Annotated in this window: 28 protein-coding genes; 15 read left to right on the top strand and 13 right to left on the bottom strand. The window is 64.4% G+C overall.

Translation table 11 applies throughout. The features are described from left to right. Window positions 1–52: 52 nt before the first annotated feature. Genes lepB through P9217_RS03575 form a run of 4 tightly spaced genes read left to right on the top strand, consistent with a single transcriptional unit; the run spans window position 53 to window position 3,373 of the window. Window positions 53–802: a signal peptidase I gene (gene lepB, locus P9217_RS03590; RefSeq protein WP_066997458.1), complete on the top strand. Its 750-nt coding sequence runs from the start codon at window positions 53–55 to the stop codon at window positions 800–802. 4 nt (window positions 803–806) lie between these two features. Beyond that, entirely contained in the window at window positions 807–1,523 is a 717-nt protein-coding gene (gene rnc, locus P9217_RS03585; RefSeq protein ID WP_278086637.1) for a ribonuclease III, read from the top strand. Then, window positions 1,508–2,440 carry a GTPase Era gene (gene era, locus P9217_RS03580; protein WP_278086638.1) on the top strand — a complete coding sequence of 311 codons (933 nt, stop codon included), beginning with the start codon at window positions 1,508–1,510 and terminating at the stop codon, window positions 2,438–2,440. Before rnc ends, era begins: the two co-directional genes overlap by 16 nt. 39 nt (window positions 2,441–2,479) lie before the next feature. After that, a complete protein-coding gene (locus P9217_RS03575; RefSeq protein WP_278086639.1) occupies window positions 2,480–3,373 on the top strand; it encodes an aminoglycoside phosphotransferase family protein in 894 nt (297 codons plus the stop codon). Between the two features lie 19 nt (window positions 3,374–3,392). Here the strand turns inward: P9217_RS03575 and P9217_RS03570 are convergent, their stop codons facing one another. Then, window positions 3,393–4,202, bottom strand: a complete 810-nt coding sequence (locus tag P9217_RS03570; protein ID WP_278086640.1) for a type II CAAX endopeptidase family protein — start codon at window positions 4,200–4,202, stop codon at window positions 3,393–3,395. 287 nt (window positions 4,203–4,489) lie between these two features. On the opposite strand from P9217_RS03570, the gene recO reads away from it, so the two are divergent. After that, entirely contained in the window at window positions 4,490–5,242 is a 753-nt protein-coding gene (gene recO, locus P9217_RS03565; protein WP_278086641.1) for a DNA repair protein RecO, read from the top strand. 9 nt (window positions 5,243–5,251) lie between these two features. Here the strand turns inward: recO and P9217_RS03560 are convergent, their stop codons facing one another. Continuing rightward, window positions 5,252–5,716, bottom strand: a complete 465-nt coding sequence (locus P9217_RS03560) for an NUDIX domain-containing protein (RefSeq protein WP_278086642.1) — start codon at window positions 5,714–5,716, stop codon at window positions 5,252–5,254. A 240-nt stretch (window positions 5,717–5,956) separates the two neighbouring features. On the opposite strand from P9217_RS03560, the gene P9217_RS03555 reads away from it, so the two are divergent. After that, on the top strand, window positions 5,957–8,710 hold the full coding sequence (locus P9217_RS03555) for a DUF2339 domain-containing protein (RefSeq protein WP_278086643.1): 2,754 nt from the start codon (window positions 5,957–5,959) through the stop codon (window positions 8,708–8,710). Window positions 8,711–8,713: 3 nt separating this feature from the next. Here the strand turns inward: P9217_RS03555 and P9217_RS03550 are convergent, their stop codons facing one another. Beyond that, window positions 8,714–9,142 (bottom strand): type II toxin-antitoxin system VapC family toxin, encoded by a 429-nt coding sequence (locus tag P9217_RS03550; protein WP_095800114.1) that lies wholly within the window; start codon window positions 9,140–9,142, stop codon window positions 8,714–8,716. Next, window positions 9,142–9,387, bottom strand: coding sequence for a type II toxin-antitoxin system VapB family antitoxin (locus tag P9217_RS03545; RefSeq protein ID WP_095777849.1), 246 nt, complete (start codon window positions 9,385–9,387; stop codon window positions 9,142–9,144). Before P9217_RS03545 ends, P9217_RS03550 begins: the two co-directional genes overlap by 1 nt. 246 nt (window positions 9,388–9,633) lie before the next feature. On the opposite strand from P9217_RS03545, the gene P9217_RS03540 reads away from it, so the two are divergent. The 5 genes from P9217_RS03540 to P9217_RS03520 all read left to right on the top strand — a co-directional run bounded on the left by P9217_RS03540 (window position 9,634) and on the right by P9217_RS03520 (window position 14,062). Continuing rightward, window positions 9,634–10,152, top strand: coding sequence for an RNA polymerase sigma factor (locus tag P9217_RS03540; protein WP_095800113.1), 519 nt, complete (start codon window positions 9,634–9,636; stop codon window positions 10,150–10,152). Beyond that, a complete protein-coding gene (locus P9217_RS03535; protein WP_067321126.1) occupies window positions 10,149–10,943 on the top strand; it encodes an anti-sigma factor in 795 nt (264 codons plus the stop codon). Before P9217_RS03540 ends, P9217_RS03535 begins: the two co-directional genes overlap by 4 nt. A 207-nt stretch (window positions 10,944–11,150) precedes the next feature. Then, window positions 11,151–12,248, top strand: coding sequence for a GNAT family N-acetyltransferase/peptidase C39 family protein (locus P9217_RS03530; RefSeq protein WP_278086644.1), 1,098 nt, complete (start codon window positions 11,151–11,153; stop codon window positions 12,246–12,248). Window positions 12,249–12,252: 4 nt separating this feature from the next. Next, window positions 12,253–13,716 carry a RimK family protein gene (locus P9217_RS03525; RefSeq protein ID WP_278086645.1) on the top strand — a complete coding sequence of 488 codons (1,464 nt, stop codon included), beginning with the start codon at window positions 12,253–12,255 and terminating at the stop codon, window positions 13,714–13,716. Between the two features lie 73 nt (window positions 13,717–13,789). Continuing rightward, window positions 13,790–14,062 (top strand): DUF3303 family protein, encoded by a 273-nt coding sequence (locus tag P9217_RS03520; protein WP_067321136.1) that lies wholly within the window; start codon window positions 13,790–13,792, stop codon window positions 14,060–14,062. Between the two features lie 3 nt (window positions 14,063–14,065). Here P9217_RS03520 and P9217_RS03515 read toward each other — a convergent pair whose 3' ends face one another. After that, complete coding sequence (locus P9217_RS03515) at window positions 14,066–14,980, bottom strand: LysR substrate-binding domain-containing protein (protein WP_278056389.1); 915 nt, start codon at window positions 14,978–14,980, stop codon at window positions 14,066–14,068. A 108-nt stretch (window positions 14,981–15,088) separates the two neighbouring features. Between P9217_RS03515 and P9217_RS03510 the strand changes: the two genes are divergently transcribed. Next, a complete protein-coding gene (locus tag P9217_RS03510; RefSeq protein WP_336618895.1) occupies window positions 15,089–15,979 on the top strand; it encodes a fatty acid desaturase family protein in 891 nt (296 codons plus the stop codon). A 14-nt stretch (window positions 15,980–15,993) separates the two neighbouring features. Here the strand turns inward: P9217_RS03510 and P9217_RS03505 are convergent, their stop codons facing one another. From P9217_RS03505 to P9217_RS03495, 3 genes are all read right to left on the bottom strand, one after another. Further along, window positions 15,994–18,135, bottom strand: a complete 2,142-nt coding sequence (locus tag P9217_RS03505) for an EAL domain-containing protein (RefSeq protein ID WP_067321143.1) — start codon at window positions 18,133–18,135, stop codon at window positions 15,994–15,996. A 65-nt stretch (window positions 18,136–18,200) separates the two neighbouring features. Continuing rightward, the gene (locus P9217_RS03500) at window positions 18,201–18,839 is read right to left on the bottom strand and encodes an HD family hydrolase (RefSeq protein ID WP_095781517.1); all 639 of its coding nucleotides are present in this window, start codon (window positions 18,837–18,839) and stop codon (window positions 18,201–18,203) included. Next, window positions 18,839–19,702 (bottom strand): folate-binding protein YgfZ, encoded by an 864-nt coding sequence (locus tag P9217_RS03495; RefSeq protein ID WP_278086647.1) that lies wholly within the window; start codon window positions 19,700–19,702, stop codon window positions 18,839–18,841. Before P9217_RS03495 ends, P9217_RS03500 begins: the two co-directional genes overlap by 1 nt. 85 nt (window positions 19,703–19,787) lie before the next feature. On the opposite strand from P9217_RS03495, the gene P9217_RS03490 reads away from it, so the two are divergent. Then, the gene (locus tag P9217_RS03490; protein WP_278086648.1) at window positions 19,788–21,119 is read left to right on the top strand and encodes a dihydroorotase; all 1,332 of its coding nucleotides are present in this window, start codon (window positions 19,788–19,790) and stop codon (window positions 21,117–21,119) included. Window positions 21,120–21,300: 181 nt separating this feature from the next. On the opposite strand, the gene P9217_RS03485 is transcribed toward P9217_RS03490, so the two are convergent. The 4 genes from P9217_RS03485 to P9217_RS03470 all read right to left on the bottom strand — a co-directional run bounded on the left by P9217_RS03485 (window position 21,301) and on the right by P9217_RS03470 (window position 23,717). Continuing rightward, window positions 21,301–22,095: a hypothetical protein gene (locus P9217_RS03485; protein WP_095800109.1), complete on the bottom strand. Its 795-nt coding sequence runs from the start codon at window positions 22,093–22,095 to the stop codon at window positions 21,301–21,303. 149 nt (window positions 22,096–22,244) lie between these two features. Beyond that, a complete protein-coding gene (locus tag P9217_RS03480) occupies window positions 22,245–22,502 on the bottom strand; it encodes a hypothetical protein (protein ID WP_066997401.1) in 258 nt (85 codons plus the stop codon). 339 nt (window positions 22,503–22,841) lie between these two features. Continuing rightward, window positions 22,842–23,219: a TIGR02301 family protein gene (locus P9217_RS03475; RefSeq protein ID WP_095781940.1), complete on the bottom strand. Its 378-nt coding sequence runs from the start codon at window positions 23,217–23,219 to the stop codon at window positions 22,842–22,844. A 69-nt stretch (window positions 23,220–23,288) separates the two neighbouring features. Continuing rightward, window positions 23,289–23,717 (bottom strand): NUDIX hydrolase, encoded by a 429-nt coding sequence (locus P9217_RS03470; RefSeq protein WP_278086649.1) that lies wholly within the window; start codon window positions 23,715–23,717, stop codon window positions 23,289–23,291. A gap of 113 nt (window positions 23,718–23,830) precedes the next feature. On the opposite strand from P9217_RS03470, the gene P9217_RS03465 reads away from it, so the two are divergent. After that, on the top strand, window positions 23,831–24,592 hold the full coding sequence (locus P9217_RS03465; protein WP_278086650.1) for an SOS response-associated peptidase: 762 nt from the start codon (window positions 23,831–23,833) through the stop codon (window positions 24,590–24,592). Between the two features lie 99 nt (window positions 24,593–24,691). Here P9217_RS03465 and P9217_RS03460 read toward each other — a convergent pair whose 3' ends face one another. Continuing rightward, a complete protein-coding gene (locus tag P9217_RS03460; RefSeq protein WP_082953737.1) occupies window positions 24,692–24,847 on the bottom strand; it encodes a hypothetical protein in 156 nt (51 codons plus the stop codon). Window positions 24,848–25,235: 388 nt separating this feature from the next. On the opposite strand from P9217_RS03460, the gene cysS reads away from it, so the two are divergent. Next, a complete protein-coding gene (gene cysS, locus P9217_RS03455) occupies window positions 25,236–26,687 on the top strand; it encodes a cysteine--tRNA ligase (protein ID WP_278086651.1) in 1,452 nt (483 codons plus the stop codon). Window positions 26,688–26,747 lie beyond the last annotated feature (60 nt).

Below are 26,747 nucleotides of genomic sequence, written 5' to 3'. Positions count from 1 at the left end.
TGCCCAGCGCGCGCCGAGACTCTATACCAACCAACGCACAATCGAGGACGACATGAGCGTGGCTGAAAAATCGCAGAAGAAATCCGGCGGGCTTGGGGAAACCTTTTCCGTCATCATCCAGGCTCTGCTGCTCGCGCTTGTCATCCGCACGCTGCTGTTCCAGCCCTTCTCCATCCCCTCCGGCTCGATGCGGCCGACGCTGCTCGAAGGCGACTATCTGTTCGTCACCAAATGGGCCTATGGCTATTCGCGCTACTCGCTGCCCTTCGGCCCCAACATTTTCTCCGGCCGCATCTGGGGCTCTGAGCCCAAGCGCGGCGACGTGGTCGTGTTCAAGTTCCCGCCGGATCCGTCCGTCGACTACATCAAGCGCGTCGTCGGCCTGCCCGGCGACAAGATCCAGGTCAAGGACGGCCAGCTCTTCATCAACGGCACCGCGGTGCCGCGCGAAAAGGTCGGCCAGATCGACAACCCCGACATCACCGAGGTCGACCGTCCCGTCGACGTCTATCGCGAGACGCTGCCCAACGGCGTCACTTATGACACGCTCGATCTGACGCCCAATTCGATCGGCGACAACACGCGCGAGTTCGACGTGCCGCCCGGCCACTATTTCATGATGGGCGACAATCGCGACAATTCCTCCGACAGCCGCTTCACCGTCGGTTTCGTGCCGGCCGAGAACCTCGTCGGCCGCGCCAACGTCATCTTCTTCTCGATCGCCGATGGCGCAAGCCCGTTGGAAATCTGGAAGTGGCCGTCGCTGATGCGTGCCGGCCGCCTGTTCCATCTCGTCCACTAAGGTCATGGCGGCGACCAAGCGTTTGACCGCCGATGCCCTTGCCGAAGCGCTTGTCGAGCGCACCGGCCACGCCTTCGCCGACCGCCAGCGTCTGCAGCGCGCGCTGACCCATGCCAGCGCGCGTTCGACGCATGCCGGCGTCGACTACGAACGCTTCGAATTTTTGGGCGACCGCGTTCTCGGCCTGATCGTGGCCGACATGCTGCTCGCTGCCTTTCCGGATGCCGCCGAGGGCGAGCTGTCGCTTCGCCTCAACGCGCTGGTCAATGCCGAGGCGCTCTCCGAGATCGCCGAGGAGATCGGCCTGCCGGAGCTGATCCGCGCCGGCTCCGACGTGCGCAATCTCGAAGGCCGCAAGCGAACCAATCTGCGTGCCGACGCGCTGGAGTCGCTGATCGCCGTGCTTTATCTGGATGGTGGCCTTGAGACCGCCCGCGCGTTTATCCATCGCTACTGGCAGCCGCGCTCGCAGGCGATCGGTGCTGCCCGCCGCGACGCCAAGACCGAGCTGCAGGAGTGGGCGCACCAGGCGGCGTCGGGCGCGGTGCCGGCCTACCGGGTGGATGCTCGCGAGGGGCCCGACCACGACCCGCTGTTCACCGTCAGCGTCAAGGTTGGCTCTTTCGCGCCGGCGATCGGCAGCGGCCGTTCCAAGCGCGAAGCGGAGCAGGCGGCGGCGGCCGCGTTGCTGCTGCGCGAAGGCGTATGGAGCGCTGCATGACCGTCACCCAAACCTCCGAAACGCCTGCCACGCGCTCCGGCTTCGTCGCGCTGATCGGCGCGCCCAATGCCGGCAAGTCGACGCTGGTCAACGAGCTGGTCGGCGCGAAAGTGTCGATCGTCACCCACAAGGTGCAGACCACCCGAGCCATCGTGCGCGGCATCGCCACGCATGACAACGCGCAGATCGTCTTCGTCGACACGCCCGGCATCTTCAAGCCGAGGCGGCGGCTGGACACGGCAATGGTCACCACCGCCTGGGGCGGCGCCAAGGATGCCGATGTCGTGGTGCTGCTGATCGATGCCGAACGCGGCATCAAAGGCGATGCCGACGCGATCCTCGACCGGCTGAAGGACGTCAAGCAGCCGATGCTGCTCGTCCTCAACAAGGTCGACCGGGTCAAGCCGGATACGCTGCTTGCTTTGGCCGCGGCAGCGAACGAAAGAGTGCCGTTCAAGCGCACCTTCATGGTCTCGGCGCTCACCGGCTCCGGCTGCAAGGACCTGCTCGATTATCTTGCCGAGACGCTTCCAGCCGGTCCCTGGTACTATCCGGAAGACCAGATATCCGACCTGCCGATGCGCCAGCTCGCGGCCGAGATCACGCGTGAAAAGCTTTATCTGAGGCTTCATCAGGAGCTTCCCTATTCCTCGCATGTCGAGACCGAGAAGTGGGAGGAGAAGAAGGACGGCTCGGTGCGCATCGAGCAGGTCATCTATGTCGAGCGCGAGAGCCAGAAGAAGATCGTGCTTGGCCACAAGGGCGAGACGATCCGCGCCATCGGCCAGGCCGCGCGCGCCGAGATCGCCGAGATCCTCGAGCAGAAGGTGCATCTCTTCCTGTTCGTCAAGGTGCGCGAGAACTGGGGCGACGACCCGGAGCGCTATCGGGAGATGGGATTGGAGTTTCCCAACTGATCCATGTCGACCAAAGCGACGCGGTTTTGGGATAACGACATGCACAGCCCGAAGATAGATATCGACACCGCTCTCGTGCGGCGGCTCGTCGACGCGCAGTTTCCCGAATGGCGGCATCTGCCTGTGAAGCCGGTCGCGTTCGGCGGCTGGGACAACCGCACCTTCCATCTCGGCGACACGATGGCGGTCAGGCTGCCAAGTGCTGCTCCCTATGCGCTGCAGGTCGAGAAGGAGCATCGCTGGCTGCCCAAGCTCGCGCCGCTTCTGCCGCTGCCGATTCCCGAGCCGCTCGCCATGGGCGAGCCGGCGGCGGGCTATCCCTGGCACTGGTCCGTCTACCGCTGGATCGAAGGCGAGACGGCGAAAACCGGGCACATCGCCGACCTTCGCGCGTTCGCGGTCTCGCTGGCTGAGTTCCTCGTTGCCCTGAAACGGATTGATCCGACCGCCGGCCCGGCACCTGGCCAGCACAATTTTTATCGCGGCGGCCCGCTGGCCGTCTATAACGGCGAGGCGAGACAGGCCATCGCTGCGCTTGAAGGCCGGATCGATACGCAAGCCGCCACTGCCGTCTGGAAGGCGGCGCTTGCTGCCGGCTGGCACGGCTCGCCCGTCTGGTTCCACGGCGATGTCGCCTCCGGCAACCTGCTGGTCGAGGGCGGCCGTCTGAGCGCTGTCATCGACTTCGGCACGTCGGGCGTCGGCGATCCCTCCTGCGATCTGGCGATTGCCTGGACGCTGTTCGAGGGCGAGAGCCGCGAGGCATTCCGCGCGCGCATCGCCGTCGATGACGCGACCTGGGCGCGCGGACGCGGCTGGACGCTGTGGAAGGCGCTCATCACCGTTGCCGGTCACGACGCCAACCAGGCCGAGGTCGGGAGGCAGCGCCGGGTGATCGACGAAGTGCTCGCCGATCATCGCAAATGGGGATGACGGCGCCGAGCAGGCGCCCTCACCGGTCGAGTATCCATGCAGTGGCAAGTCGCTTCGCAGGCCGCCGTACAAAGCTTTCCGTGCCGTAATAGGCAACGATCGCGACCGCGATGACCGCCCAGATCGCGACGCCGAGCCATTGCTGCTGGATATAGTCGCCGTCGACGAACACCTTGGCGAGGAAGCGTACGCTGTTCTGGTGTGAGACATGCATCAGGATGGCCAGCAATACGCTGCCCGTGTTCTGGTAAAGCCAGGTGAAGACGATCCCGGCCAGCACGACGTTGATCGTGCTGTAGAGGCTGAGATCGCCGAGCAGGCCGAGCGGCAAGTGCCAGATTGCCCATATCACGCCGAGGATCAGGCTGCCGGCGAGCGCGGGGCGACGGCCAAGAAGATGCGGGGTCGCGAAGCCGCGCCAGCCGGGTTCCTCGCCCAGCGGACCGCTGAACACGGCATAGAGCGCGATCATGGGCGCCACCTCGGAGAAGGTAGGAATGTTCCCCCACGACGGCTCCGCCGAACCGAGGAACGGATTGATCAGGATCGAGGCGAGCTGTGTCCCGAACGGCAGGCCGACCGCCACCAGATACCAGATCGGGCGAACGCGCCATTTCACCATCGAGGCGAGGATGGTCTTCACCGCGCCCCAGCTGCCGGCGAGTGCCGCGACGGTGAAGCCCGAGATTGCCGGTCCGAAGGTGAACCAGGGAATGCTCTCGCCATGCGACAGATAGAAGGGAATGAACGCCAGCCATGTCAGGCCGAGCGCCAGCGAAAAGAAGATGGTCAACTGGTGCCCGCGCACCACGCCCAGGAAGGAGCTCATATCGATCCTCTCATCGGGCCGTTGTAGCGAGTGGTCGCCTGCCCGAGAGGTCGACGCTTCGGGAAATAGCCAGCCGAGCCGCTCGGCGGTCTGCGCCGGTTCACCCGGTCAACGCGCCGATATTTGGCGCTGGCGGGGCCGAAAAATCCCGAACGGTTTCTGAGAATTTTCCGATATTGCCGCCGCCGCGGCAGCGGCGGATGTTGCCTGCCATCACTGTCGGAACAGATTATGGGTCACGGGCGGCAATCTTGATTTCGCCGCCCAACAGGTGAAAAGCTCGACGTATGGAATGGCGCGACGAGGGAATCATTCTCGGCACCCGCAAGCATGGCGAAACCAGCGCCATCCTCGAGGTGATGACGCGCGCCCATGGCCGGCATCTCGGCCTGGTGCGGGGCGGCCGCTCGCGCAAGCAGCAGCCGGTGCTGCAGCCCGGCAATCGCATCGATCTTTTGTGGCGGGCGCGTCTCGACGAGCATCTCGGCATCTTCCAGGCCGAGGCGATCGAGATGAACGCCGCTCGGCTGATGGACAGCGCAGTCGCCCTCTACGGCCTGCAGACCATGGCCGCGCATCTCAGGCTTCTGCCCGAACGCGATCCCCATGGCGGCCTCTACGAGGCTCTTGCGGTGATGATCTCCCATCTGGGCGATGCCGATGCCGCGGGCGAGCTGGTGGCGCGCTTCGAATTGCTGATCCTGGATGAGCTCGGCTTCGGCCTCGACCTCAGCCAGTGCGCGGCGACCGGATCGCGGCAGGATCTCGCCTATGTGTCGCCCAAATCCGGACGCGCCGTCTCGCGCGCCGCGGGCGCGGCATGGCACGACAAGATGCTGGCGCTGCCCGCCTTCCTGCAGCGCGGCTCCGGCGTGCGCGCCGATGCCGCGGCGCTGGAGGACGCCTTCCGGCTGACCGGCTTCTTCTTCACTCGCCACATCTATGAGCCGCGCGGCATCGAGCCGCCCGACGCCCGCGCTGGATTCCTCGCGGCGCTGCGCCGGCATCAGGTGGCGGTGAAGGTGATTGCCGGCGAATGAGGCGAGGATCTAGTCGGCTCTCCGTCGTTCCAGAAAATCGTCGAGGATGGGACGCTGGCCTTTCAGGATCTTGAGACCTGCCTCTGGGAGCGAGAACCAGCCGGCTTTGTCCACTTCGGGAAATTCCTTCATGGCGCCCGACCTTGGCGGCCATTCCATGGTGAACATGTTGCTCCTGACGGCATTCACATCGATGTCCGCTTCGACGCTCCAGGCGATCACGATTTTACCGCCCGGCTGCTTGTAGCTGCCGACTGGCTGGAAATCGCCGCCGATCGCGACGCCTAGCTCCTCCTCGGCCTCACGCCGAGCGGCCACGAGATCGTCCTCGCCATCGTCGATCAGCCCCTTCGGGATCGACCAGGCCCCTTCATCTTTCCTTGCCCAGAACGGTCCGCCGGGATGGACCAGCAGGAACTCGAGCACACCGGCGGTTTGCCTGAAGATCAGCAGGCCCGCGCTTCGTTGCGGCATCGGTCATCCTCTTGGTAATTCTTTTGAGAATAGCACGAGTATTTCGCGGCCAGCGGCCGGCAATTTGCGACCCGAGCCTCAGCCGCTTCGACGTATCGCCGTTGGATAAAGCCTGCGGTCGCTGGCAATCGGCGCCGAAACATGCTCGATCTTTGCAAGGCCGGCAGGGCGCTGATTGGGTAGCCGTCTCATCGCCGCATTTGTCGGCCACGACTGGCACGGTTTTGAGGGGAAACCGCCATGTTTTTCGGCCTGATCGCCATTGCCGCCGTCATCGCTCTATTCGTTATCATTTCACGCCAGCAGACGCGCATCGGCCTGATCGAGCGCGAGCTTGGCGCGCTGCGCAGCCTGGTGCTTTCGGGTGTCCCGCAGCCCGCGCCCCGAACTGGCGAGGCCGCGGAAGCTGCTGCAGGCCAAGCTACCGCCGTGATTGCCGCAGCGGCCGCGCCGTCGGCAGGTGAAGCAGCCCCGCAGGCCACAGCCGCCGCGACGCCCGACGAGCCAAGAGCCGAAGCGCCAGCTCAAGCGGGCGAGGGGACTCCGTCCGAACCCGCCGGAGAGGGACAATTGACGCAACCTGCCGCGCCGGCCGAAGCGGCAGTACCTGCAAGGGCCGCCCGCGATGTCGAGACGGCCCTCGGCACACGTTGGGCGGTCTGGGTCGGCGGCATCGCGCTGGCGCTGGGTGGCCTGTTCCTGATCCGCTACACGATCGAGGCCGGCATTTTCGGCCCCGGCGTGCGACTGACCATGGCCGGCGTTCTCGGTCTTGTGCTGCTTGCCGGCGCCGAGTTCATCCGCCGCACCGGCTTCCGGGTGCCGGTGCAGGGAGCTGCCGGCGCCTACATCCCGGCGATTCTGACGGGCGCCGGCGCCTTCATCCTGTTCGGCACCGTCTATGCAGCCTATGGCATCTACGGCTTTATCGGCCCGGCGCTCGCCTTCACGCTGCTCGGCGCGATCGGCGTCGCCACCATTGCCGTCTCGCTGGTCCACGGCCTGGCGCTGGCCGGCATCGGCCTCGTCGGTGCCATGGTGACGCCGGCCCTCGTCGCCTCGGAGGCGCCGAACCCGTGGGCGCTGTTCGTCTATTTGGCGATCGTGCTTGCCGCCACGGCGGCTATCGCCCGCATCCGCGATTGGAAGGCGCTTGTGGCGGCAGCCTTTGCCGGCACCGGCATCTGGACCATCGTCTACATGACCAATGCACCGGAGGTGAATCTCTCGACGGTGCTGTTCATCAGCCTGGCCTCGCTTGCCGTGCTCGCCTTCGTCTGGCTAGCCGATTTCTTGACTGCTGGCCGCGACGACGCGGAGCCCGGCTTCGACTGGCCATCAATCGCGCCCGGCTTCTTCGTTGCGCTGACCGCGCTCGGGCTGTCGGTCGATCCGGTGTTTGCCAAGGCGGGTTATGCCTTGCACGGCGCGGTGCTGCTCGCCGCGCTGCTGGCAGTGGCGCTCTACCGGCCGCGCGCCTTGCCGCTCCTCTTCGCCGCCGGCCTGGCGACCGCGCTGATCTATCTCGGCATCATCCCGCCCGCCACCATCGGCGCCGATGCGCTGGATGTCGGCCTGGGCGCCGAGCCGCTGGCCGCATCCGACACGCTGACCTTCCGCCTCGGCATCGCGCTTGCCCTGGTCTTCATCGCAGCCGGATTCTGGGCCGCGCGCCGCTTTGCGGCTGCTGCGCCTATCCGCGCCGCGTCCTGGGCGGCATGGGGTGTCATTGTGCCGCTGGTCGTGCTCACCGCGCTCTGGCTCACCTTCGGCGACATCGACCGCGATTTTGGCTACGCACTGCCGGCCCTGCTTCTGGTGCTCGTCTTTGCCGCCGGCGGCGAGTGGATCGCGCGCGCCGAGGAACCGCCGCTCCGCGGCGGCCCCGCCGTCTCCTTCGCGCTCGGCGGCGCCGGCGTCGCAGGCTTGTTGATGCTGCACATGGCCTTCGGCTCCGGCTGGACGACGGTGCTGCTCGGCGACGCCGCCGTCGTGCCGGCGCTCGCGACGCGCTGGCGCAGCTTCCCGGTGCTGGGCTGGATCGCGGTCGGCGCGGCTGTCGCCGTGCTTGGTCGCGTCGCCTTCGATCCGACCATCGTCGGCGCGGCGGCACTGTCGACGACGCCGGTCTTCAATTGGCTCTTGCCGGGCTATGGCGTTCCGGCGCTCGCCTTCGGCTTCGCCGCCTGGCAACTCGCGCGCACCACCAACGGACGGCCGCGTCTTGCCATGGAAGCGGCCTCGGCGCTGTTCGGCCTGCTCACGATTGCGATGCTGGTGCGCCATGCCATGCATGGCGGCGTCATCGACACCGGCCCCGTCACCCTTGCCGAGCAGGCGATCTACACGCTGATCGCGCTCGGTGCCGGCGCCATACTGGTCGCCATCGACCTGCGCTCGCCGAGCCCGGTGCTGCGCTATGGCTCGATGGCCGCCGGCGTGCTCTCGGTCGCCTTCATCGTCATCCGGCATTTCGTGGTGCTGAACCCGCTGCTGACGGATGAATCGACCGGCGCCGTCCCGTTCTTCAACCTGTTGTTGCTCGCCTATCTGCTGCCGGCGGTCGCAGCAGGAGCATCGGCGCTTTACGTCCGGGAGAGGCGCCCGAGATGGTATGCCGCGATGCTGGCGCTGGTCGCTTCGCTGCTTGGCTTCGCCTACGCCACGCTGTCGGTCCGGCGCCTGTTCAAGGGCGAGTTCATCGGCCTGTGGAGCGGCCTCGGCCAGCTCGAGACCTATACCTATTCGGCGCTCTGGCTGATCATCGGCGTGGCGCTGCTGACAGCCGGCGTCTGGCTGAGGTCGCAGGTGCTGCGCATTGCCTCGGCCGTGCTGATCGCGGTCGCCGTGCTGAAGGTCTTCCTCTTCGACATGTCGGAGCTGGAAGGCGTGCTGCGCGCGCTCTCCTTCATCGGTCTGGGCGCCGTGCTGATCGGTATCGGACTTTTCTATCAGCGTCTGCTGACAAGGGCGGCGAGGTTAGGAGCCGACTAAAGGTCAGGCCAGATCGGTCTGCGAGAAGTCGTTGCCTTTGTAGAGCAGAGGTACGCGATAGGCTTTGGCGCATGCGTAGCTGAAGCAATCGCCGAAATTCAGTTTGGCTGGGTGGCCCACATATCGACCATAATCTTGCGCGGCCCTTACAGCGAGTTCTCGGATCCGCGTGTCCAGCGGGACCTCAACGGCCTTGAGTTCGGCCAGGAAACCCAAGACGATCATTTTACATCGTTCGATCAGGGCGGGTGGTGTCGGAAGCTGGTCGCCGTTTTCCGCTACGGACTTCCTGCGAGCTATCCCAACAATCGCCTCGAATGCGGAACTCGGCGAGAAATAAAGCTTCTCGGCGGCTTCCATTTTCCTAAGAAGGCGGTTCGCATCCGGCTCTTCCGATATGATAGCGATGATAGCGGAAGCATCGAGGAACATCAGAGGTCATCCCATCCTTCGTCCATGAATTTCTTCATGTCGAAGTCCGGGTCGTCCGGACCGAGCGCCCTCGCTGCGTCCTGATACTTTCTAATGCGCTCGCTTAGTGGGAGGACGGCATGTGCCCGTTCGAGCTCACGCTTGAGCGCGATCCGCACAGCTTCAGTCTTCGTGGGCGCCTTGATCGCGGACTGCAGCTGACGAGCCAGCGCGTCAACCTCGTCATCGCGGATATACAAAGACATTGTCGAATTCCTCCGGCGTATATTCTAAGATGAATATGCAAGATATTCAATGACGAATATACGATGGCCAGAACCGGTATTCAACCTTGGTTCCGCTTCCGCTCGCGCCGGGAATAAACCGGCATCCGCCGGCGTTATCCAGGTGCTTGGGTACCGGAGCGGGTGGTCCGCTTCGTGCTGGCTGCTTGCGCCGCGCCGGGAAGGCGCGTTCAATCGAGATGGAAGACGACCACGAAACAAGCGGTCATGGACGACAAGAAGGCAGCGATCCTGAGCGAGATACCGCGTCTGCGCCGCTACGCGCGCTCGTTGCTGCGCGACCGCGATTCCGCCGACGATCTCGTCCAGGACTGCCTCGAGCGGGCGCTTGTGCGGCTCGACAACTGGCAAACTGGAGAAAGCCCGAGGAGGTGGCTGTTTACGATCATGCATCATCTGTTCATCGACCAGATGCGCAAGGGTAACCGGCGAGGCGAGGCGGCAATGTTGCCTCTGGAAGCCGGCGAGGCCCAGGCCGCGCCCGCCGATCAGGTCGAAAGCATAGCCTCGCGCGAGATCATGGATGCCCTGCAGGCGATCGGCCCCGATCGCCGCGCGGCATTGGTCATGGTCGCTATCGAAGGCTTTTCCTATGCCGAGGCCGCCAACATCCTGGGCGTGCCGGCCGGCACGCTGATGTCGCGCATCGCGCGCGGCCGCGAGGAACTGCGCGGCCTGCTGGACGACTCCTCGCGCCGCCGCTCGATAAGGATCGTCGAGCGATGACCCGGCGCGATTTCACCGAACGCGATATCCACATGGCCCTCGATGGCGAGCTGCCGGGCGAGGAGCGCATGGCCTATGACGCCTGGCTCGAAGCCAATCCCGAAATGAAGGCGAAGAGCGCCCGTTACATAGCCGACCGTGCGGCGCTCCGCGCCGCCCTGGCCGGCGTGATGGACGAACCGGTGCCGGCAAGGCTACGGCACGCGGTGCTTGGCGAAGCGCCGGCGCGGACGCCTGCCTGGCGCTCGCGCTGGTGGCTTTCGGCGGCGGCGGCAGCCGTGCTGATGGTCGGCGGGTTCGGTGGCTATCTCGCCGGCATCGACGGCATTGGCCGCAGCGGTGAGAGCGACGACCAACTCGCGGAGCAGGCGATTTCCGCCCATCTCATCTACGCCGCCGAGAAGCGTCACGCGGTTGAGGTGCCGGCAAGCGACAAGGACCATCTGCAGACCTGGCTGTCCAACCGGGTAGGGCTGAAGCTGGTGGCGCCCGATCTCGCGGCCGAGGGCTTCGCACTCGTCGGCGGCCGGCTGCTGCCGGCGGGCGAGCGTGGCAAGGCCGCGATGTTGCTTTACGAGGACGCCAAGGGCGAGCGCATCTCGCTCTTCGTCACCGCCGAATCATCGCAGACCACCAAGGGAACCTATACGGCCGAGGCTGACGGTCCGGAAGCGGTGTATTGGCTGGACAAGGGCTATGGCTGCGCCGTCGTCGGCACATTGCCGCCGGAGCGTCTGTCGGAGGTCGCCAAGAGCGCCTATGGCCAGCTTCTGGCCGGTATTTCGAGCTGAGGAGGCGGCTGTTTTCAACGGCCTACGCTGTTTCGAATTAGTGGTTCAGTTCAAAGCCGTGGTGCTTTTCTGCCGCCGCGGAACCTGTCACAATTCGGCCCTAATCAAGGAGCGATAGCGCTTGATGAAGACCGGCGCTTCGGCCGGGGTGCTGCTTTTGACCGGGGCCGTTTCCTTTAATCCAATCGAGGTTCTCCCAAACCCCGCATGCCTGCCGAGATCCGCAAGGCCCGCGCGTCGGACGTCGATGACCTCGCCGCCATCGAGAAGGCTGGTTTCTCAAGCGATCGCCTGTCGCGCCGCTCTTTTCGCCAGTTGATCGAGCGTGAGACCGCCGAGATGCTGGTGGCCGAGAATGACGGCCATGTCGCCGGCTACGCGGTGGTCTTGTTTCGCAAGGGCAGCGGCGTGGCCCGGCTCTATTCCATCGCCGTCGGTCCGTTCTTCGGCAATCTCGGCATCGGCCGCCAACTGCTGGCCGCGGCCGAAGAGGCGGCTTATGAACACGATCGCATGATGCTGCGGCTCGAGGTTCGCGAGGACAATCAGCGCGCCATCGGCATCTACGAGCAGGCAGGCTACCGAAAAATCGGCCGCGAGCCCGACTATTACGAGGACGGCGCCACCGCGCTGCGTTACGAAAAGACGCTGCGCGGCGATGTCCCGACCAGCACCGGGGTGCCGTTTTACCAGCAGACCTGCGAGTTCACCTGCGGTCCGTGCTGCCTGATGATGGCAATGGCCAATTTCGATTCCGGCTTCGTGCCCGATCCGGTCATGGAAATACGCCTGTGGCGCGAGGCGACCACGGTATTCATGATGTCGGGGCCGGGCGGCTGCGAGCCTTTCGGCCTGGCGGTTGCCGGCTATGAAAGCGGGCTTGCCGCCGAGATCTTCGTATCCTTTCACGGCGCGCTGTTCCTGCAGTCGGTGCGCAGCGAGGAAAAGCGCCGGGTGATGGAGCTCGCCCAGGTCGACTTCCGCCGGCGAGCGGAACTTTACGGCATCCCGGTGAATTACCGTCCGTTCGGCATCGACGACATCCGCGCCGCCCTTGCCGAGGGCAAGCTGGTGCTGGTGTTGATCAGCGGCTTCCTGATGTTCGGCAAGAAGGTGCCGCATTGGGTGCTGGCCATCGGCGACGACGGCGACCATATCCTCATCCACGATCCTTGGGTCGAAGACGAAAGGCAGGAAACCATCCTCGACGCCGCCAACATTCCCGTGCCCTATGGCATCTTCATGAACATGGCACAGTTCGGCCGCGACGGGTTGCGCGCCGCCATCAACCTGGGAAAACGCTGACACAATGACCTGGGTCATCCTTACAGGCAGGCAGAACGATCTCGACCAGGTGGCGACGCCGCACAAGATCATCACCAACCGCGACTATCTCGCGCATCCGGCGCTGTTTCGCGGCCAGCGCCCTAAGGTGATCAACCTGTCGAACAACTACGGCTATCAGAGCCGCGGCTATTATGCCTCGCTGCTCGCCGGATCGCGCGGCCACAAAGTGATCCCGACCGTCGAGACCATGATCGATCTGTCGGAGCGCAAGCTCTATGAGCATGCGTTGCCGGAACTCGAGCTCGCTCTCAACAAATGCCGCAAGGATCTCGACGGAACCTTTCCGACGAAGGTCGCAGTCTTTTTTGGCATCGGGCCCTCGAAAGTTTGGGACCGGTTCACCAAGCTCTTGTTCGACTGGTTTCGCGCGCCGGCGCTCGAGGTCCACATCAAGGACAGCGCCGAATGGGCTTCGATCCGCAAGATCGGCTTCCTGCCGCTCGCGCGCATGAGCGAGGAGCAAGAAGAAGTCTTCCTGCAATGCCTGGAGACCTACACCAACCGCGAGTGGCGCGACACCAAGGGGCGCACGCCGGCGCGCTACACGTTCGCGACGCTCGTCGATCCGCATGAGGAATTGCCGCCTTCGGAGATTTCGTCCCTGCGCTACTGGGCGAGGATCGCGGAGAAGATCGGCGTCGAGGTCGAGCCGATCACCAGGAAGGATTTGGCCAAGCTCGCCAATTACGACGCGCTGTTCATCCGCGAGACGACATCCATCTCCAACCACACCTACCGCTTCGCGCGCCGCGCCCAGCAGGAGGGCATGCCGGTGATCGACGACCCGCTGTCGATGATCCGCTGCACCAACAAGGTCTATCTCAACGAGCTGATGACCTACAACAAGGTGCCGGTACCGCCGACGGTGATGATTGCCGGCACCTCCGATCTGGAGCTCGCCGCCCAGACGCTGGGCTTTCCGCTGGTGCTGAAAATCCCGGACTCATCCTTCTCGCGCGGGGTCAAGAAATGCGAGAACCTTGCCGATCTGACAAAGCTGGCGACCGAGTGGCTGGAGGATTCCGACCTCCTCATCGCGCAGAAATTCATCCCCACCGAATATGATTGGCGCGTCGGCGTGCTCGGCGGCCAACCGCTGTTTGCCGTGCATTACCTGATGGCCAAAAAACACTGGCAGATCGTCAACCACAAGGCCAACGGCAAGCCCGATCAGGGCGGCATCAAGACCTTCACGCTGAAGCAGACGCCGCCGCACGTGGTCGAGACGGCGGTCAAGGCGGCGCGCTGCATCGGCGACGGGCTCTACGGCGTCGACCTCAAGGAAACCAAGGACGGCGTCTTCGTCATCGAGGTCAACGATAACCCCAATCTCGACCATGGCTGGGAGGATTCCGGCGAGAAGGACGAGCTCTGGGTGCGGCTTACGCAATGGTTCCTGGAGCGGCTGGAGCGCACTGGTCGCTAAAGCATTTTGCATCCGGACGGGATCGCCTGGCGTCGCTGAATCCGGCTAAGACAATCAACTGAATGGGGGCAAGATGCTGTTTTTCGTTGTCGAGGATTTTCGCGGCTGCGACCGCAAGGAAATCTACCGGCGGTTCCGCGATCGGGGCCGGCTGAAACCGGACGCGCTTGTCGTTCACCATAGCTGGATCGCAGGCGACATGAGCCGCTGCTTCCTGCTTGTCGAGGCCGATGACGTCACGCTGCTGCAGCGTTGGGTCATCGAATGGGCCGATCTGGTGGAGTTCGAGATCGTTCCGGTAGCCACCAGCAAGGACATGGTCGCGGCCCTGGCCGGGCATCTCTGACTGCTAGGCACCGAGCGCCGGCGACCTGACCGCGCGCACGCATTCCGCGATCAGCCACTCGCGAAACGCCGCCACCACATCGCGCCTTGCGCTGCGTTCAGGGATCGTCAGGCAATAAGGCTGGCGCAATTCCAGCGCTCGGGCAACCGGCCGGACCAGCCTGCCGTCTTCCAGCGCCCGGGCGCAGTAGATGCCTTGCGCCAGCGCCACGCCCAATCCCGACATGGCGAGATCGAGTGCGGCCCGCGACGAGTTGGCCGAAAGGCCGCGCTGGGCCGACCGGCCCGGCGCGATGCCCCCCGCCTCGAGCCAGTTGCGCCAGGACGGAAAGGCGGCACCGGTCGGGCCCCAGTCGGTGTGGATCAACGGCAGGCCGGCGAGAGTTTCCGGCTTGGCTGCACCGGCAAGGCTGGGCGCGCAGACCGGATAGACCGCATCCCGCGCGATCTCCTCGGTCGGATGCTCGCGATAGTGCGGGCCGTAGGATAGCCGAATGTCGACCATCTCATGGTCGAACGGCACAGGGTCGTCCTCGCCTCTCAGCGAAATATCCGCGGCGCCGTGGCTGGCGACAAAGCCGGCGAGGCGTTCGGAAAGCCAGCCCATCGCCATCGAAGGCGGCACCGAGATGACGAGCCTCGGCCGGAACGCATCGCCGCCTACATCCCGCGCGACGCTGCCGATTTCCTGGAAGGCCATGGTAAGCCTCGGCAACATCTCGACGCCGGCTTCGGTGAGCAGGACGCGCCGGTTGACGCGGTGGAACAACTTGCGGCCCATCTGTTCTTCCACGGTGCGGATGAGCTGGCTGACCGCCGCCGCCGAAATCGACAGCTCTTCCGCCGCTGCGGCAAAGCTGCCGCTGCGCGCCGCCGCCTCGAAGGCTTGAAGTCCGCGTAGGGAGGGAAGTGCGACCATGGCGACCCGAAAAGATAAGCTAAGCTTATCTATTTTGCAGAATTCCTCGTTTTTCGAAAGCTTTCTTTCTGCAGTACGGTAGCGCTCATGAGCGCCATCGACCACACCATCGACCACCGCGACGTCATCGCCTCGCTGACCAATGAGGAGCGCAGCCGGCTGACCTGCAAGTCCGATCTGCCGGGCATCATCCAATTCGTCGTTCATCTCGGCGCCATCGTCGCTCTCGGCGCGCTGATCGCGGCCAAGGTGCCGTACTGGCCGGTTCTGATGCTGCCGCAGGGCATCCTGATCGTGTTCCTGTTCACGCTGCTGCATGAGACCGTGCACAGGACGGCCTTCGAGACGCAGTGGCTGAACGATGCCGTCGCGCGGCTCTGCAGCCTGGCGATCGCGCTGCCCGCCGACTGGTTCCGCTATTTCCATTTCGCCCATCATCGCTTCACTCAGGACCCGCAGAACGATCCGGAGCTGGCTTTCCCGAAGCCCGAGACCTTGCGACAGTACATCGTCCATGTGTCTGGCCTGCCGGTGTGGTGGGGTCATTTCAAGACGCTCTACAGAAATGCCAGCGGCCGCTGCCGGGACAGCTATGTGCCCCCGAAAGGCTTGCCGAAAGTCCAGGCCGAGGCACGGGCGATGATCGCCTTCTACCTCGTCGTGCTGACGCTTGCGATCTGGCTCGAGGCGACCGTGCTCCTCTACGTTTGGCTCGTACCGGCGCTGCTCGGGCAGCCCTTTCTCAGGCTTTATCTGCTGGCCGAGCATGGCCGCTGCTCCTTCGTCGCCAATATGCTGGAAAACACCAGGACGACGCTGACCAACTGGTTCGTGCGCAAGCTCGCCTGGAACATGCCCTACCATGCCGAGCACCACGCCTATCCGGGTGTGCCGTTCCATCAATTGCCGGCTTTTCATCGGCTGATCGCGCGGCATCTCAAAGTGGTAGAACCCGGCTATGTGAGCTTCCACGAGAAATATTTCGAGACGCTGCGCTGACCGGTGCCCCGGCATCAACCGGATCGGCGCAGCTTTTCCTGCGAGCGCAGCAGGCGGCTCATCTCCGAGGCCCTGGCCGGCGCGCCGATCAGAAAACCTTGCGCCTCGCCGCAGCCGGCCTTGCGCAGCATGTCGAGCTGCGCTTCGGCCTCGACGCCTTCGGCGGTGACGGTGATGCCGAGCTCGGCGCCGAGCCCGATAACCGTGCGCACGATCGCCGCCGTGTCGCGCTTGTCGAGATCGTGGATGAAGGAGCGGTCGATCTTGATCTTGTCGACCGGGAAGCGCCGCAGATAACCGAGCGAAGAATAGCCGGTGCCGAAATCGTCGAGCGCGATGCGCACGCCGAGCCCGCGCAATTGCCCGAGCGTCCTCAGCACGCTGTCGCTCTCGTCCATCATCACCGTTTCGGTGATTTCGAGTTCCAGCCGGCTTGCTGGCAGGCCGGAAAAGGCGAGCGCCGCAATCACGCTGCGGGCGAAGCCGCCGCTCTTGATCTGGGCCGCCGAGACGTTGACCGCCATGCGCACGTCCTGCGGCCAGCCCGCCGCCACGCCGCAGGCCTTGCGCAGCGCCCAGTCGCCGAGCTGCACGATCAGCCCGGTTTCTTCGGCCGCGGCGATGAAGTCTTGCGGCGGCACCAGCCCGCGCGACGGCGAGCGCCAGCGCATCAGCGCTTCGGCGCCGACGATCTCACCGGAGGCGATGTCGAGAATCGGCTGGAAATCCAGTTCGAACTCGCGCCTCGGGAGTGCAGCTTCGAGGTCGGCCTCGAGCGCCAGGCGCTCCCGCACCATGGCATCCATGCCCGGCTCGAAGAAACGGTAGATGTTGCGCCCCTCGCTCTTGCCCCGGTAGAGCGCCATGTCGGCATTGGTGAGCAGCGTATCCGCATCCTGCCCGTCGCTGGGATAAAGCGCGATGCCGAGGCTCACCCCGACATGCATTTCGCGGCCCTTGTCGCGATAAGGCTTGCCGATCACCTCGATAATGCGCTTGGCCAGCTTTTCGGCGTCGACCGCGTTTCTGATATTGGATTGAATGATGGCGAATTCGTCGCCGCCGAAACGCGCCACCACGTCCTTGTCGCTGCGCAGGCAGCGCTGCAGGCGCTCGGCCACCCTTTTCAGCAGCCAGTCGCCGGCCGGATGCCCGAACGTATCGTTGACGGCCTTGAAGCGGTCGAGGTCGAGCGAGAAGATCGCCACCGGCGCGGCCTTGGCCTCGCTCAATGCCTGGTCCAGGCGCTCGCGGAACATCGAGCGGTTGGGCAGGTTGGTCAGCGTGTCGTGATGCGCAAGATGCGTCATGCGCTCTTCGGCGCGGCGACGCTCGGTAACATCGTCGAAGGTCACGACCCAGCCGCCGCCGCTCATCGGCTGCCGAACCACCAGAAAAGTCCTGCCGTCGGCAAGATAGCGGTAAGCCGACTGCATTTTCCCTGCTCGCAGGCAGGCTTCGGTCCTGGTGACTTCGCTGTCGACGTCGATCTTGGTGTAGATGCCGAGTTCCAGCAGTCGTTTGAGCGCGTCGCGGTGTGTCGTTCCAAAAGGGAAATCTGTCGCGGCGACGTTGTAGAGCTCGAGAAAGCGCTGATTGCGCACGATCATCTTGCCGTCGGCGTCATACATCAGCAGGCCTTGCGACATGTTGGCCAAAGCGGCGTCGAAGCGGCGATGCTGCTCCTTCAGTTCCTCTTCGGAGCGCCGCTGCACGGTCACGTCCTCGTAGATCGACACCCAGCCGCCGGAGGCCAGCGGCCGATGCGAGATGACGATGATGCGCCCGTCCGCCAGCGTCTCCTCATAAGTCGAGGGCTTGGCGCCGTCGATATAGGGTTTGCGGACGGCGTAGAGCTGCTCGGCGGTTTGCGAGGCGATGCCGATTTCGACGCTGTGCTGCAAGATGTCGAAGAAGCGAATGCCGGGCTTCGTGACTTTGGCGTCGAGGCGGAAGAGGTCGATGTAGTTTCGGTTGCAGATGATCATGCGCTCGTCGGCGTCGAACATGCACAGGCCATGCGACATGTTCTCGACGGCGGCCGAAAAGCGCTCGTTTTGTGCGCGAAGTTCCTCCGCTATTCGTCGAACCGGGCCAATACCGGTTGCCTTCCGCCTGACTGCGGCCGAACCAGCCTTGACATGAGCAACGGGCATGAACGCGCCTGCCGACCGTGACTGAACAGTTTACTGTCGTGGCCGTCGGTTAATTTAGCGTTCTTTTATTTGACGGAATTGGCAGCGAGAAAAGGCTGGCGTTTAGCTTCCAGCGCCGCGAATCGTTTCAGAAATGCCGCCTGCGCCCAGGTCACCGAGCGTGGAGTGAAGTCGAAATGGTCGGCGGAAAAGCTGCGCGGCCGGCCGAAATACTCCGTCGCCTCCGCGGTCGAGAAGCCGGCAAGCAGCGTCGCTTCGTAATAGGCGGCGATCTGGTCGGCGCGCTTGATGTCCTTGCGCAAGGTGGAACCGAGCTCGGCCGGCAGCGAGAAACGTTGATGGATGGCGCGCTGCAGCCTGAGCTCGCAGTCCTTGTAGGAGCCGCCCATCACCGATTTGAAGGGGGAGATCATGTCGCCGATGACATATTCGGGCGCGTCGTGCAGCAGCGCCGCGAGCCGCGCCTCGGCGGAGGCGGCCGGCACCAGCTCACCATAGAGTGCCTCGACCAGCAGCGAATGCTGAGCCACCGAAAAGGCGTGCTCGCCGCTGGTCTGGCCGTTCCAGCGGGCGACGCGGGCGAGGCCATGCGCGATGTCGGCGATCTCGATGTCGAGCGGCGAGGGGTCGAGCAGGTCGAGCCGCCGGCCGGACAGCATGCGCTGCCAGGCGCGCGGCGGCGCTCCCGCCCTGTCGGCCGCCATCAGGCCTCCTCCGCGCTGACGGTGTCTTGCGGGAAGGAGAATTTCGCCCAGCCCGGGATGGCGAGCGTCACCGGGACGTCGCCGGCCATGATCGGGTCGCGGGCATCGAGCGCTGCCTTGACGCGGTCGATGCGGGCGATGGCGAGGCCGCGTCCGCCGCTTACCGAACCCAGCGTGCCGACCGGCCGGCCGGCGACGGTGAGCTCGGTACCGGTCGCAGGCAGGGAACCCTCGGCTGTGGCGACCAGCACGCGGCGTCGCGCGGTGCCGCGATGCTGCATGCGCGAGACGACTTCCTGGCCGACATAGCAGCCTTTCTTGAAGCCGACGCCGCCGGTCTCGTCGAGCAGAACGTCATGTGGGAAAGCGTCACCGAGCTGGTAGTCGCTGCCGCTTTCGGCGATGCCGTTGGCGATACGCAGGGCCTGCCATGCGCCGGCATCGCCGCTGTCCTGAACTGCGCCCTCATATGTGCGCCTGACCTCCACCTCGCGGAAGCGCGTGTCGGCGAGCGAAGTTGAATCGGCAAATGAGGCGGTTGAATCATCGCCCCATGCAACCGTGACAAGCGCCTGATCCTGCTTGGCAATCTCGGCCTTTGCCCTCAGCCGGTAAAGCATCAGCCGGCGCACGAAGTCATCGGCTATGTCGGTCCGGCATTCCAGCCGGAAGCCGTTCTCGCCGGCGCGAGAGATGAGAAAATCGAACAGGATCTTGCCTTGCGGCGAAAGCAGCGCGCCAGGCTTTGCCTCGCCGGCGCCGAGCGCATCGAGATCGGTGGTGAGGATGTTTTGCAAAAAATGTTCGGCATCCTGGCCTGACACGGAAATGAGCGCGCGGTCTTTCAGCAGGGCAAAGGGCATGGGCGTGAAGTCGGCCTGATCTTGCAAAAATGATGGTCATTACGTAAGCCGGCCACACTCCCCCCGCAAGAGATTGGACCAGTCCATGGCAACCACCTTCGACCTCATCCTGACAGGCGGCACGGTAGTCAACCATGACGGTGAAGGCCGGCGCGATGTCGGCGTGAAGGCCGGGCGTATTGCCGCGATAGGGGATCTCGGCCAAGCGTCGGCCGGCGAGACGATCGATTGCACGGGCCTGCACATCCTGCCCGGCGTCGTCGACAGCCAGGTGCATTTCCGCGAGCCGGGACTGGAGCACAAGGAAGATCTGGAAACCGGGTCTCGCGCCGCGGTTTTGGGCGGCGTCACCGCGGTCTTCGAGATGCCCAACACCAATCCGCTGACCACCAGCGAGGCGGCCCTTGCCGACAAGGTGCGGCGCGCCACCGGCCGCATGCATTGCGACTTCGCTTTCTGGGTTGGCGGCACGCGCGACAATGCCGGCGATGTCGGCGAGCTCGAGCGGCTGCCAGGAGCTGCCGGCATAAAAGTCTTCATGGGCTCGTCCACCGGCGACCTGCTGGTCGAGGACGACGAAGGCGTCGCCTCCATCCTGCGCAACACCCGCCGCCGCGCCGCTTTCCACTCCGAGGACGAGTTCCGTCTGCGCGAGCGGCTCGGTCTGCGCGTCGAGGGCGATCCCTCGTCGCATCCTGTCTGGCGCGACGAGATCGCGGCGCAACGCTGCACCGAGCGCCTGGTGCGCATCGCGAGACAGACGCGCGCGCGCATCCATGTGCTGCACATCTCGACGGCCGAGGAGATCGTTTTCCTCGAGCAGCATAAAGACGTCGCTACATGCGAGGCGACGCCGCATCACCTGACGCTCTCAGCTGACGACTATGCGCGGCTCGGCACGCTGATCCAGATGAACCCGCCGGTGCGCGCGGCGCGCCACCGCGACGGCGTCTGGCACGGCATTGCGCAAGGGATCGTCGATGTGCTGGGGTCCGACCACGCGCCGCACACGCTGGCCGAGAAGGCGAAGCCTTATCCTGCCTCGCCTTCGGGCATGACGGGAGTGCAGACGCTGGTGCCGATCATGCTCGACCATGTCAACGCCGGCCGGCTCACTTTGCAGCGTTTCGTCGATCTCTCCAGTCATGGTCCGCAGCGCATCTTCGGCATGGCGGGAAAGGGCCGCATCGCCGCCGGCTACGACGCCGATTTCACCGTCGTAGACCTGAAGCGCCGCGAGACCATCACCAACGCGCAGGCTGGCTCCAAGGCGGGCTGGACGCCCTATGACGGCAAAGAGGTCACCGGCTGGCCGGTCGGCACCATCGTGCGCGGCAACCGGGTAATGTGGGACGGCGAGATCGTCACGCCCGGCCAGGGCAGGGCGGTGGAGTTTTCCGAGGCGCTGGCGGCTTAGGCCACGTTGGATTTCTTAAGCGCGCCCTGCATTATGAGTGCCTGCAGCTGCGGGAACTTGCCCTGGTCGATTTTCTTTCTTGCAAATGCCGACGGTGGGAGCCGATGCGATTCCGGCTCTGCGAGAGGAGGCAAACCGCATATGGCCGCAGACCAAAATTGGCAAGGGATGAGCTTCTGGCTCAATCCCCGGCGACGAAGAACAGCCACTGGCCGGCGGGCGTAATGCCGACGCGATAGAAGATATAGGCGCCGAACTGCTTCATGTCGTCATAGTCGCTTGCGGTGACGAGTTTGAACAGCTCGACGCGCTGCCTGGGATCCAGCTTGTCGAGCGGCAGCGCGAAGAAATACGGCCAGACATAGAGCTCCTGCGGCGTGCCGGTGTCGACATGGACATAGCCGGCGCTGAGCACCTCTTCCAAAATGGCGAGAATCTCTTGGCCGTCGCCGTCGCCGGAGAGTCCCTTGAGGAAAGCGACCGGGTCGCCCTCGATGTCGCCGAGCGATAGCTGCGTCATGGATTCGCCCGAGCCGATCAGCGGCCGAAGTTTCTCGATATCGCCGCTCTTGCAGGCCTCGATGATCAGGCCGTGCATGCGTTTGACCGGCTCGGGAAGCTTGTCGAGGTCGTAGACGACGGGCGGCGGCGGCGAATCCGGGTCGGAGCGCGGGCTGGTGATGCCGCCGCTGCCGGTTGGCGCTTCGGGCGCGCTCTTGTCCGTCTCGTCGGCCGGCTGGCTGTTGTCGGAGGGTTTGGTGCCGGGCGCGGCCGGCATTGGCACGGTGGTCCCCGGAGCGGTCGTTTCGTCACTGGTGGACGGAGTGACCGGCGAAGGCAACTCTTCGCGTTGGATCTCGCTTAGCGCATAGCAAGGCGTGCTGGCGAGGCAGATTGCCAATGGCCCGGCGCAGGAAGCAGTGATCCAGATGCCGAGGGCCAGCCCGCGCGGCCTGCCTGCCAACGAAAATCTCACCCCTTGCCTCTCCATGGTTCCGGGCTCGCTAGGCAATTCCAGAAAACTGTGCAATGGTTTCCGTCCGGAATTGCGAAAAACTAATGGCTAGGCGGCGGGTATGATGCCCAAACGGCGCGTCGCCGTCAAAAGCAGCCAAAGCGGGCGGGCTAGTGCCTGAGCCGTTCCGGCTCGAACGCGCCGGAGATCACCTTTTCGCGCATGCGGTCGAGCAGGGCCAGCGCTGAGGTCTCACCATTGGCGCGCAGCATCTCGCCGAAGGCGGTTTCCAGCGCAGCCTCGGCGATGATTTCGGGCTCGATGCCGGCCGACAATCCTTCCGCCCAGGCTTCACTGTGGCTCTCCACGGCGGTCAGGCGCTTTTCTTCCCTGACCAACGCGTCGATGTCGCTGACGCCATGTTCCATATGCGATGTCCACCTTTTCAAGCGTCGGTCCGGCAAGGCACCGGGCTTGACTTGCCAGTTCATGCGCTGCTCGTACAAGTGCTTGTAAATACGACATTTCTGCAGTCGCAATCTACATATCGAGTAAGGCTGCGATCAATTCCGACCGAGCTTAGCCGATTAGACCAGCTTGCGGCATTAAAACCTTCAGTTTGAGTTAATTCCGCATTTGTCCACTAACGTTTCATTAACATTGTTGCACAAGCGCAACAGATGATTGCACCAAGGCGCAGCCTGATACAATAAGGCCGGCCACATTGGAGCGATTTGTCGGTGGATAGTCGCGATCGATGCCGGTCCTCAATTCCCGTAGCGGGAAGCGATATCGCGCGACAGCGTCTCGCCTTCCTTCATGTAGCGGGCAATGGCCTCGGTGGCCGAAGGCGTGCACTGCGTGTAGGTGCCGCTGAAGGAGCGGTAGCCGCGATTGAAGGAGGCGATGAAGCGGGCGCGCCGGTTGGGATCGGGATTTTCCGACTCGAGCAGCTTTTCCATCTCCAGCCGCCACTGGTCGCCTTTCTCGCCGCAGAGGTTGCGCAGGAAATGCAGCGAACCCAGCACCTCGGCGAGGCGCATCAGCCCGGGCTCGAACGGCGCCTCGGCCGCCGATGCCGGCTGCACCGTGACGGCCATGCTGATAGCGAGGCTTGCGGCGAGAAAGGGGGAGGCGCGGGTCATCAGGGCCTTGCGATGGAAGAGCAAGGCTTTGTGGCGAAACATTTTGTCGCCCGCAAGGCCATTCTGGGGTCACCGCTCGGCGGCTTGCGCAGGACCAAGCAACTCCTCGGCAACTTCAAACACATCGCCCGCCAGCGGCATCGCCGCCATTTCCGCCAGCGTGTAGAACGCCGCCGTCTCGGCGTCATCGCTCGCTGCCGGCTCGCCGCCGACATAGGCCGCGCCGAACACCGTCAGCAAATAGTCGACCGCGTGGTGCTCAGCGCGGCCGTCGATATGGATGTCGCGCAGCGGGCGGTAATCCTTCGCCTGGAGCCCCGTTTCCTCCTTGAGTTCGCGCCCCGCGGCTTGCGCCAGCGTCTCGCCCGGCTCGACCTTGCCGCCGGGATACGCGTAGAGCCCTTGCGAAGGCGGCCGCGCCCGCTTGACAAGCAGCACCGTCTTGCCGCGCACGACGGCGACGGAGACTGCCGGGATAATCTTGCGAACCTTGTTCATGCGTTGCGAATCGCGCCGGCTGCCGGCTTGGTTGTGGACCGGACAGCTTTAGCGGTTGCGGCGCGGCGGTTCCATCGCCACTTTCATGGCGATCCCGACCGAAAAGCCAATCCATGTGCGGACGCTTTGCCCTGACCGCCTCGCCGGACCAGACCGCCGCCATTCTTGGCCTGGCGGAGCTGGAGGCGTTTCCGGCCCGCTACAATATCGCTCCGACGCAGCCGGTGCTGATGGCGTTCGCCAGTCCGCCAAGAGCGCCAGGCTCCAACCTGCCAGACCGCCAGGCGATGCTGGTGCGCTGGGGCCTGATCCCGACTTGGGTCAAGGATACGAAGGAATTTCCGCTGCTCTTCAACGCGCGCTCGGAAGGCGTGCTGCAAAAGGCCTCGTTCAAGACCGCCATGCGCCATCGCCGGGCCCTTGTGCCGGCCTCCGGCTTTTATGAATGGCAGCAGTCGGGTAGCGCCAAGGGCCAGCCCTACTGGATCCAGCCGCGGCGGGGCGGGGTGATCGCCTTCGCCGGTCTGATCGAGACCTATGCCGAGCCGGGCGGTTCCGAGATGGACACCGGCGCGATCCTCACCACGCGGGCCAACGCCGGCACCGCCCATATCCACGACCGCATGCCGGTGGTGATCGAGGAACGCGATTTCGCCCGCTGGTTGGATTGCCGCACGCAGGAGCCGCGCGACGTGCTCAACCTCCTCAAGCCCGCCGAGCCCGATTTCTTCGAGGCGATTCCGGTTTCCGACCTCGTCAACAAGGTCGCCAACACCGGGCCGGAGATTCAGGAGCGGGGCATGGTCGGGCCTCAGCCCGACAAGGTCAGGCGCCAGAAACCCGGCGCGGACGAAAACCAGATGACCCTGTTTTAGCGAGGGCTGCTAGCGGAGGCCTTCATCTCCAGGGCGAGCATTGGCGTCGCCCTCATTGCCGGCACCCCGATCATCGGAGACTGCGCCGGTCCTGCCGTTTCAAGCGGCGCGCGGCGAGATGATCTTCTGCGCCGGCTTCTTCTTCTTCGCGGTGTGAAGAAGGGCTGCGACGATGGCCGCAGGGCCGATCGCGCGGTAGTGGCTGGCGAGCGGCTGTTGCGCCGGTCGACTTTGTTCTTGCTTACTTCGAGGCATTGTTCTCTTCCCTGGTAACGTTTTCGTGTCTGGGTTTGGTGGTCGATTCGGACCAAATCGTGACGTTTGGCGGTCTAGTCCGATAATGTTTCATCACTGTGCCGAGATGCTTAATAAAATGTTTCGGCCCGTTTTTACCTGTGATGGAACGACAGCTTTCCCGAGTTGAGCGACTTGACGGCAACACCTGCGGACGCGATAAAGCCGGGCATGAAAACGTCTTTCGCCATTTGTGGCATTTGCATTATTGGCTAGCCTCGCGCTGGTCCGGACGTTTTCGCCTTATCTTCCCCTAGATTGGACAAACGCCCCGGCCAGCAGGCTGGAGCCCGATTTGCGCCCGCGCGCGGGGAGGCTCCGTCCAACATAAGGGATCGGAAGGGCACGCATGTCTGACACATCGAAGGGCCTCAGCCTTTACAACACGCTGACGCGGACAAAGGAGCGTTTCGTTCCGATCGATCCGCAAAACGTGCGCATGTATGTTTGCGGCCCGACCGTCTACGACTTTGCCCATATCGGCAACGCGCGGCCGGCGATCGTCTTCGACGTGCTGTTCCGTTTGCTGCGCCAACTCTATGGCGAAAAGCACGTCACGTATGTGCGCAACATCACGGATGTCGACGACAAGATAAATGCGCGCGCCCTGCGCGATTTCGGCGCCGAGATCGAAGCCGGGAAGCTTTCGCTGAACGACGCGATCCGGCGCGTCACCGAAAAGACCGCCGACCAGTACCACAAGGATGTCGCAGCACTCGGCTGCCTGGAGCCGACCTACGAGCCGCGGGCGACCGAGTTCGTCGCGCCCCGCGCCGACGGCAAGGCCGACATGCTGTCGCTGATCGCGCAGCTGATCGAGCGCGGCCACGCCTATGTCGCCGGCGGCGAGGTGCTCTTCGACACCGCCTCGATGCCCGATTATGGCGAGCTTTCGAAGCGCAATCTCGACGAGCAGCAGGCCGGCGCCCGCATCGCGGTCGACGCCCACAAGAAGAACCCCGGCGATTTCGTTTTATGGAAACTCTCGACGCCGGAAGAGCCCGGCTGGGAAAGCCCTTGGGGCAGGGGCCGTCCGGGCTGGCACATCGAATGCTCGGCCATGTCGGCCGCCTATCTCGGCGAGATCTTCGACATCCATGGCGGCGGCCTCGACCTGATCTTCCCGCATCACGAGAACGAGATCGCCCAGTCGCGCTGCGCCCACGGCACCAAAGTCATGGCGAATGTCTGGATGCACAACGGCTTCCTTCAGGTCGAGGGCCAGAAAATGTCGAAGAGCCTCGGCAATTTCTATTCGATCCATGAGCTCTTGGAGACCGAGACTTTCGGCGGCAGGAAATGGCCGGGCGAAGTGCTGCGGCTGGCGATGCTGATGACGCATTACCGCGAGCCGATCGACTTTTCCGTGCGCAAGTTGGAGGAGGCGGAAAACACGCTGCGCAAATGGAAGCGAGCGGCCGACCTTGCGCCCGCGGCGGCGAAGGACCAGCCGGCAGACGTGCTGGAAGCGCTGTCCGACGACCTCGCCACCTACGCTGCCTTCCAGCGATTGACACAGCTTGCCGGCGAGGCGGTGGAGTTCACTGGCGCCGGCGAGGACGCCGCCGCGGCTTCGCTGAAAGCGGCGCTTGTCTTTCTGGGTTTCGATGTCGGCGCAGCGAAGGTGGACGAAACCGTGACCGCTGAGGTGATCGCCAGGCGCCTGAAGTTCATCGCCGACAAGAATTGGGCTGAGGCCGACCGCATCCGCGACGAGCTTCTGGCGCAAGGCGTTCAGCTCAAGGACGGCAAGGATCCGGTCACCGGCCAGCGCGTGACGACCTGGGAGATCAAGCGGTGAGGGTGGCGCAGGGGATCGTTTCAGGACTGGCGGAGGCGCCGGTGACGTCCAATCTCCCCC

The organism is Mesorhizobium sp. WSM4989, from assembly GCF_029625795.1.
Classification (GTDB): Bacteria; Pseudomonadota; Alphaproteobacteria; order Rhizobiales; family Rhizobiaceae; genus Mesorhizobium.
Note: the sequence above shows the minus strand (reverse complement) of the source record. Positions and strands in the feature narration are given on the sequence as shown.

Coding starts and splice junctions, on each gene's coding strand:
- lepB (WP_066997458.1), top strand. CDS start 53: ATGAGCGTGGCTGAAAAATCGCAGAAGAAATCCGGCGGGCTTGGGGAA.
- rnc (WP_278086637.1), top strand. CDS start 807: ATGGCGGCGACCAAGCGTTTGACCGCCGATGCCCTTGCCGAAGCGCTT.
- era (WP_278086638.1), top strand. CDS start 1,508: ATGGAGCGCTGCATGACCGTCACCCAAACCTCCGAAACGCCTGCCACG.
- P9217_RS03575 (WP_278086639.1), top strand. CDS start 2,480: ATGCACAGCCCGAAGATAGATATCGACACCGCTCTCGTGCGGCGGCTC.
- P9217_RS03570 (WP_278086640.1), bottom strand. CDS start 4,202: ATGAGCTCCTTCCTGGGCGTGGTGCGCGGGCACCAGTTGACCATCTTC.
- recO (WP_278086641.1), top strand. CDS start 4,490: ATGGAATGGCGCGACGAGGGAATCATTCTCGGCACCCGCAAGCATGGC.
- P9217_RS03560 (WP_278086642.1), bottom strand. CDS start 5,716: ATGCCGCAACGAAGCGCGGGCCTGCTGATCTTCAGGCAAACCGCCGGT.
- P9217_RS03555 (WP_278086643.1), top strand. CDS start 5,957: ATGTTTTTCGGCCTGATCGCCATTGCCGCCGTCATCGCTCTATTCGTT.
- P9217_RS03550 (WP_095800114.1), bottom strand. CDS start 9,142: ATGTTCCTCGATGCTTCCGCTATCATCGCTATCATATCGGAAGAGCCG.
- P9217_RS03545 (WP_095777849.1), bottom strand. CDS start 9,387: ATGTCTTTGTATATCCGCGATGACGAGGTTGACGCGCTGGCTCGTCAG.
- P9217_RS03540 (WP_095800113.1), top strand. CDS start 9,634: ATGGACGACAAGAAGGCAGCGATCCTGAGCGAGATACCGCGTCTGCGC.
- P9217_RS03535 (WP_067321126.1), top strand. CDS start 10,149: ATGACCCGGCGCGATTTCACCGAACGCGATATCCACATGGCCCTCGAT.
- P9217_RS03530 (WP_278086644.1), top strand. CDS start 11,151: ATGCCTGCCGAGATCCGCAAGGCCCGCGCGTCGGACGTCGATGACCTC.
- P9217_RS03525 (WP_278086645.1), top strand. CDS start 12,253: ATGACCTGGGTCATCCTTACAGGCAGGCAGAACGATCTCGACCAGGTG.
- P9217_RS03520 (WP_067321136.1), top strand. CDS start 13,790: ATGCTGTTTTTCGTTGTCGAGGATTTTCGCGGCTGCGACCGCAAGGAA.
- P9217_RS03515 (WP_278056389.1), bottom strand. CDS start 14,980: ATGGTCGCACTTCCCTCCCTACGCGGACTTCAAGCCTTCGAGGCGGCG.
- P9217_RS03505 (WP_067321143.1), bottom strand. CDS start 18,135: ATGCCCGTTGCTCATGTCAAGGCTGGTTCGGCCGCAGTCAGGCGGAAG.
- P9217_RS03500 (WP_095781517.1), bottom strand. CDS start 18,839: ATGGCGGCCGACAGGGCGGGAGCGCCGCCGCGCGCCTGGCAGCGCATG.
- P9217_RS03495 (WP_278086647.1), bottom strand. CDS start 19,702: ATGCCCTTTGCCCTGCTGAAAGACCGCGCGCTCATTTCCGTGTCAGGC.
- P9217_RS03490 (WP_278086648.1), top strand. CDS start 19,788: ATGGCAACCACCTTCGACCTCATCCTGACAGGCGGCACGGTAGTCAAC.
- P9217_RS03480 (WP_066997401.1), bottom strand. CDS start 22,502: ATGGAACATGGCGTCAGCGACATCGACGCGTTGGTCAGGGAAGAAAAG.
- P9217_RS03475 (WP_095781940.1), bottom strand. CDS start 23,219: ATGACCCGCGCCTCCCCCTTTCTCGCCGCAAGCCTCGCTATCAGCATG.
- P9217_RS03470 (WP_278086649.1), bottom strand. CDS start 23,717: ATGAACAAGGTTCGCAAGATTATCCCGGCAGTCTCCGTCGCCGTCGTG.
- P9217_RS03465 (WP_278086650.1), top strand. CDS start 23,831: ATGTGCGGACGCTTTGCCCTGACCGCCTCGCCGGACCAGACCGCCGCC.
- P9217_RS03460 (WP_082953737.1), bottom strand. CDS start 24,847: ATGCCTCGAAGTAAGCAAGAACAAAGTCGACCGGCGCAACAGCCGCTC.
- cysS (WP_278086651.1), top strand. CDS start 25,236: ATGTCTGACACATCGAAGGGCCTCAGCCTTTACAACACGCTGACGCGG.